Source organism: Microcystis sp. M49636_WE2, assembly GCF_030065375.1.
GTDB classification, from domain to species: domain Bacteria; phylum Cyanobacteriota; class Cyanobacteriia; order Cyanobacteriales; family Microcystaceae; genus Microcystis; species Microcystis aeruginosa_C.
In genome coordinates this window covers 1-6087 of sequence record NZ_JASJFG010000626.1, presented here as the reverse complement: position 1 = coordinate 6087, position 6087 = coordinate 1, and the positions used below count along the sequence as shown (strand labels likewise).

At 44.5% G+C, this 6087-nt stretch carries 7 protein-coding genes; 3 read left to right on the top strand and 4 right to left on the bottom strand.

Annotated elements, in window-relative coordinates; translation table 11 throughout:
• The 3 genes from PX484_RS14480 to rfbC all read right to left on the bottom strand — a co-directional run.
• On the bottom strand, positions 1-225 hold a 225-nt coding region (locus PX484_RS14480; protein ID WP_288104398.1), incomplete at its 3' end, for a sugar phosphate nucleotidyltransferase.
• A gap of 4 nt (positions 226-229) precedes the next feature.
• Positions 230-1105, bottom strand: coding sequence for a dTDP-4-dehydrorhamnose reductase (gene rfbD / locus PX484_RS14475; protein WP_287765436.1), 876 nt, complete (start codon positions 1103-1105; stop codon positions 230-232).
• 5 nt (positions 1106-1110) lie between these two features.
• Positions 1111-1656 carry a dTDP-4-dehydrorhamnose 3,5-epimerase gene (gene rfbC / locus PX484_RS14470; RefSeq protein ID WP_287765438.1) on the bottom strand — a complete coding sequence of 182 codons (546 nt, stop codon included), beginning with the start codon at positions 1654-1656 and terminating at the stop codon, positions 1111-1113.
• 133 nt (positions 1657-1789) lie between these two features.
• On the opposite strand from rfbC, the gene bioB reads away from it, so the two are divergent.
• Genes bioB through lspA form a run of 3 tightly spaced genes read left to right on the top strand, consistent with a single transcriptional unit; the run spans position 1790 to position 3985 of the window.
• On the top strand, positions 1790-2884 hold the full coding sequence (bioB, locus tag PX484_RS14465; protein WP_288104394.1) for a biotin synthase BioB: 1095 nt from the start codon (positions 1790-1792) through the stop codon (positions 2882-2884).
• Positions 2856-3506 (top strand): biotin transporter BioY, encoded by a 651-nt coding sequence (locus PX484_RS14460; RefSeq protein WP_287765441.1) that lies wholly within the window; start codon positions 2856-2858, stop codon positions 3504-3506. Before bioB ends, PX484_RS14460 begins: the two co-directional genes overlap by 29 nt.
• An 11-nt stretch (positions 3507-3517) precedes the next feature.
• A complete protein-coding gene (gene lspA / locus PX484_RS14455; RefSeq protein WP_043998000.1) occupies positions 3518-3985 on the top strand; it encodes a signal peptidase II in 468 nt (155 codons plus the stop codon).
• A gap of 333 nt (positions 3986-4318) precedes the next feature.
• Here the strand turns inward: lspA and PX484_RS14450 are convergent.
• On the bottom strand, positions 4319-6087 hold a 1769-nt coding region (locus PX484_RS14450), incomplete at its 5' end, for a fatty acyl-AMP ligase (RefSeq protein ID WP_288104392.1).

Here is a 6087-nt window from a genome sequence, read left to right as displayed (position 1 = left end):
TATCTTAGCCCCAAACTGTTCACCACTGCCCGTGGTCTGACGAATTTCTTCCCCAGTTTCGGGACTGATAATAATGCCAATATCGGTAATTCCTGCGGCGACAATTGACTCGATTCCATACCATAAAATCGGTTTATTGGCCACGGGAACTAACTGTTTTGCCCCAGTATAAGTTAGGGGACGTAACCTCGTACCTTTACCACCAGATAAAATTAGCGCTTTCATAGTTTTAAAGATTAAATAGTTGGTTGAGCATAGCTTTGAGAGAATCCCGCCAATAGGGAGGAATATAACCCAATTGTTGCGAGATTTTTTGACCGGAAAGAACCGAATAGGCCGGACGCACTGCCGGGGTAGGATATTCAGCAGAAGTAATCGGAATTACTCTCTGAATTTTTAGGGGAATACCGCTTATTTTTGCCTCCTCAAAAATCGCTTTAGTTAAATCAAACCAACTGGCGACACCGCTATTAGTAAAATTATAGATTCCTGGGGGATTATCGGCATTAATTAAAAGCTGAGTAATGGCCGTGGCGATATCTTTGGCCCAAGTGGGACTTCCCACCTGATCAACAACTACTTTTAACTCCTCTCTTTCCTTACCTAATCTCAGCATAGTTTTGACAAAATTACTTTTGCCATAACTACCGTAAACCCAAGCAGTCCGCAGGATAATTGCCTGAGAATTAACAGTCTTAATCTCCTCTTCTCCCCTTAACTTTGATTGTCCATAAACCCCTAAAGGATTAGTTAGATCGGTTTCTAGATAGGGAGTATTTTTTCGACCATCAAACACATAATCGGTGGAAATATGGAGAAATTTAGCTTTAATTTTCTCGGCAGATTCCGCCATAATTTTCGGGGCTGTAGCATTGATAGAATAGGCTAAATCTGGCTCGGTTTCGGCTTTATCCACTGCCGTATAAGCGGAGGCATTAATGAGATAATTGGGGTGAATTTCCCTAATTAACTGGCCGATTTTTTCCGAGTTGGTTAAATCTAGTTCTTCTCGACCGATACTAATAACTTCACCTAACTGGGGTAAAGTTACTTGTAACTCTTGTCCCACTTGACCTTTAGCACCAATTAATAAAACTTTTTTCATCGTCTTTAGGGGAAAACTTCCACGGATTTAAAGGGTTGTCCAGCTTGGTCTTTAGGGGAGAGAATCGGGGGGACTTCTAGGGGCCAATCAATCCCTAAATCGGCATCATTCCAGGCGATGGTTTTTTCGTATTGGGGATAATAATAATTAGTGGTTTTGTAGAGAAATTCTGCTCGGTCGGAGAGGACTAGAAAACCATGGGCAAAACCTTCGGGAACCCAGAAAATACGTTTATTTTCCGCACTTAAAACACAGCCTACCCATTGCCCAAAAGTGGGGGAACTTTGACGCGCATCCACTGCCACATCAAAAACACTACCGTTCACTACTCGCACCAGTTTACCCTGGGGATTGGGGATTTGATAATGCAATCCTCGCAGGACATTTTTTAAGGACATAGAGTGATTATCCTGGACAAAAGTGGTATTAACCCCAGTTTTTTCTCGAAAATCTTTCTGATTAAAACTCTCCAAGAAAAAACCTCGATCGTCTCCGTAAACTTGCGGTTCAATAATTAAAACATCAGGAATTTCCGTCGGAATAACTTTCATAAAATCGGAGACAATATAACTTTTGCGGGTAGTTTAGCACAAAAGAGTATTTTTTTCTAAAGTTTTTTATTAATCTTTCCTCGGTAACTGAATAATGATAAGATGAGCCTAACTTAGTCAGAGCATAAACGACGTGGTACAAGTCTCTACACACACCGCTACTCAATCTATCCCCATGGAGGGAGAAGCCTTAAAAAACTGGTTACAGACTAGGGCTAATCAGATTATCGCCGGAGATCGACTCAGTAAGCAAGAGGCCCTAGCTTTAACTGCGATCGAAGGTCAGGAAAATATTTTCAGCTTATGTGAAGCTGCCGATCGCATTCGTCAGGCCTGTTGTGGTAATACGGTGGATTTATGTAGCATTATCAACATAAAATCGGGAAGTTGTTCGGAAAATTGTAGTTTTTGTTCCCAATCCGTCCACCATCCCGGACAAGATTCGCCTATCTACGGTTTAAAAAGTCGCGAGGAAATCGTCAGCCATGCGAAAGCGGCAGCCGACGCGGGGGCCAAACGCTTCTGTTTAGTTAGTCAAGGTCGGGGATTAAAGTATAATAGCCCCAAATCCAAGGAATTCGAGGAAATACTGGCCACAGTTCAAGAAATCATCGAAACCGCCAAGATTAAACCCTGTTGCGCCCTAGGAGAGTTAACCCTTGCCCAAGCGCAAGCCTTAAAAGAAGCCGGAGTTACCCGTTATAATCACAATCTGGAGGCTTCCGAGAATTTTTATCCTAACGTCGTCTCCACCCACAGTTGGCAGGATCGGGTAGAAACGGTAAAAAACCTGAAAGCGGCAGGAATTCAGGCTTGTACCGGCGGAATTATCGGTATGGGGGAAAGTTGGACTGATCGCATTGATTTAGCTTTTTCTCTGGCGGAATTAGAAGTGGAATCAGTGCCGATTAACCTATTAAACCCCAGAAGTGGCACCCCTCTAGGTCATTTACCCAAACTGGATCCCTTTACTGCCCTAAAAGCGATCGCTATTTTCCGGTTTATCTTACCCCAACAAATCCTCCGTTATGCTGGGGGACGAGAGGCGGTGATGGGAGAATTGCAAAATCTGGGGCTAAAATCGGGAATTAATGCTATGCTGATTGGGCATTATTTGACCACTCTAGGACAACCCCCCCAACAGGATCAGGCGATGTTGGCTGATCTTAGTTTAATAGGAGGAGAAGCCCCCATCCCCGGTGAATACCAACCCCAACAGGCAACCTAAATCACGTCGAGGACGAGAATCTCCGCCGCGGCGCGCTTCCGCATCGGTTCCCAATGAGTTAATCTGGGCCTTGATTGGTTTGCTGCTGACAATTTTTAGTACATTTGTTCCAGTGAGCCTAGCTAGTTGGTCGGCTGCGGGTCTATCTTCGCAAAAACTAGGCATAACTTACCAAATTGGGGCAGTATTATTAACGGCCTGTCTGGGGGGCAAAAATGCTGGGCTTCTCGCCCAGGTGGCCTATATTTTTCTCGGTTTAACTTGGTTGCCGGTGTTTGCCCAGGGTGGGGGAATGGGTTATCTGAAAGAACCCAGTTTTGGCTATATTTTAGGCTTTATGCCGGGGGCATGGCTGTGTGGTTGGCTGGCTTTTCGCTGGCGGGCTAAGATAGAAACTCTGGCTTTAAGTGCCTTTGCTGGTTTGTTAGTGATTCATCTGTGCGGTTTATTATATATGCTGGGATTGTCGATTTTTCAGCCCCAAGCCGGTCAAATCACCTTTCCCGATAGTTTGCCCACCCTATTTATGAATTATTCAGTCTGGCCATTTTTAGGGCAGTTAGTAGTAATTTGTGTGGTGGTAATTATTGCCTTTTTCTTCCGTAAATTATTATTTTATTGATGCCACAGCCAATGTTTAAAAAAAATCGCTGGTTTTGGATAGTGGCGGTGATTGGTCTAATTTTAGACCAAGTAACTAAGTATATAACCGTGCAGAGTTTTGAGCAAATTGGTGATACTTTCCCGATTATTCCGGGGGTTTTTCATTTTACATTTGTGATTAATACCGGGGCGGCTTTTAGTGCTTTTCGGGGCGGTGTTGGTTGGCTCAAATGGCTATCCTTATTAGTTAGTTTGGGATTAATGGCTTTTGCTTACTTTGGACCGCATTTAAATCGTTGGGAACAATTAGCCTACGGTTTTATTTTAGCAGGGGCTTTCGGCAATGGTATCGATCGCTTTTTGTTTGGTTATGTGGTGGATTTTCTCGATTTTAGATTGATTAATTTTCCTGTTTTTAATCTGGCTGATGTCTTTATTAACATCGGGATTATTTGCCTCTTAATTTCTACCTTTCCCCACAAGTCAAGGGTCCCGTAGGGGCGAAGCATTCGAGCGATAACCTATCGCTGAAACCGTAGATTTCCTATCCGAATGCTTCGCCCTTACTTTTTCTGTTCAAATGCAAGTGGAGTGACTCTTAAATTATTACAGATATATCAGCAGCCGTCTGTAAGCATCCCACCGAAAAACTAATGCGCTCCGGGGTTTGGGGCGGCGCCACGCCCCCAACGGGTAGGGTTGATTCATGAATCAACCCTACTATGAATCAACCCTACTATGAATCAACCCTACTATGAATCAACCCTACCCCTGCCTCCTGCCCCCTGCCTCTGTTATGCTCGATCGGGTGAGCGATGCCCACCCAAAAAACTATGCTTCTGTTTCAGAAATAGAGCGATCGAATTTACTAACTAACTGAGGATTTTCTGACCAAGCATCGATAATACTCATATTACCATTGAGAAAATTCTGTTTAATAGCGCGGCGTTGAATTTTGCCACTGGCAGTTTTGAGAATTGTTCCCGATTTAGCCAAAACAATCGCATGGGTCATAATTTCGTGTTCTTCGGCGATTTCCTGACGAATATCAGCAATTAATTTAGCCGTATCTAATTCGCCGCTGCGACGTTCCAATTCCTGGACAATAACTAACTGTTCCTCGCCATTATCTTCAATAGAAAAAGCGGCACCATAATCGGGACGAAAAACCTCATTAAGATGCTGTACTGACCATTCTAAATCCTGGGGATAATGATTACTACCACGGACAATAATTAAATCCTTAATCCGTCCCGTGATATGTAATTCCCCATCGAGAAGAAAACCTAAATCTCCGGTGCGTAAAAACGGTCCTTCTCCCGTATCAGCAAGATAAGCTTGAAAAGTCTCTTTAGTTGCGTCTTCCCGTTGCCAATATCCAGCGGCCATACTGGGGTCACTGGCCCAAATTTCGCCCACTTCATCGGCTGCACAAAGGGTGAAAGTATCGGGATTAACGATAGCTATACGGGTATCACAGACGCGACGACCACAACTGGGGACGTATCTAACTCCCGTAGTTCGATCAGAGCCTACAGGGACAATTTTACCGCGTTCGTAGGCGGTGGCATCCAAAGCGGTGATAATTGGGGTGGTTCCCTTGGGTTTATTGGAAATCAAGAGGGTATATTCAGCTAATCCGTAGGCAGGGGCGAAAGTTTGCCAAGAAAAGCCATAATCTGCAAAAGTATCGACAAATTTGGCCATGACCTTTGGGTTAATCGGTTCGGCGGCATTTCCCGCGGCCTGCCAACTGCTCAGGTCTAATTCCGCTAAATCGGCAGCTTTAATCCTGCGAGTACAAAGATCATAGGCGAAGTTGGGGGCCTGACTATGAGTAACTTTGTACTTAGTAATATTTTTTAACCACTGCATCGGACGCTTAATAAAAGCAAAGGGAGACATGAGATAGCAGGGTGTACCGTTGTAGAGGGGGACGGTGATACCCTCGACTAACCCGTAATCGTGAAAATAGGGCATCCAAGTTAGGGTAACGCTATCCGGTTCGTAACCACAAGCTTTTTGCAAGTAACCGCAATGGTGCATCAGGTTAAAATGACTTAGCATCACCCCTTTGGGGATATTAGTCGAACCGGAGGTATATTGCAGATAAGCAAGCGCCGATTTATCCACCTGGGGATCTTGCCATTGGTCCGCTAGGGAAATATCAATACTTTCGGTAGTAATCCATTTCATTTGGTCGAATTCTGGGAATTCTTCCTTAACACCTTCAATAAGAGTCAGAATACTTTCGGTAACTAGGGCAAAGGTGGCATTAGCATCCTTGACAATTGCGCGTAAACGGGGCAAAGTGCGCTTAAGTCGTCCCGATTCCGGTGGGGGGACGGGAATGGCAATCACTCCCGCGTAGAGACAACCACAAAAAGCGGCCACTACTTCTAAACTTTGAGGATAGAGTAATAGGGCGCGTTCCCCTTGGGCCTGGTATTTTTGCAAATAGGCGGCGATTGCTCTTGCTTGGCGATCGAGTTCACTGTAGGTTAAAGGTGGGGTTTCTTTTTTACCATCGATAAGAAAAGTGTAGGCATGGCCCTCTGGTTGTGCCGTGGCGCGGTAACGTAAGAGTTCTACTAGGGTTG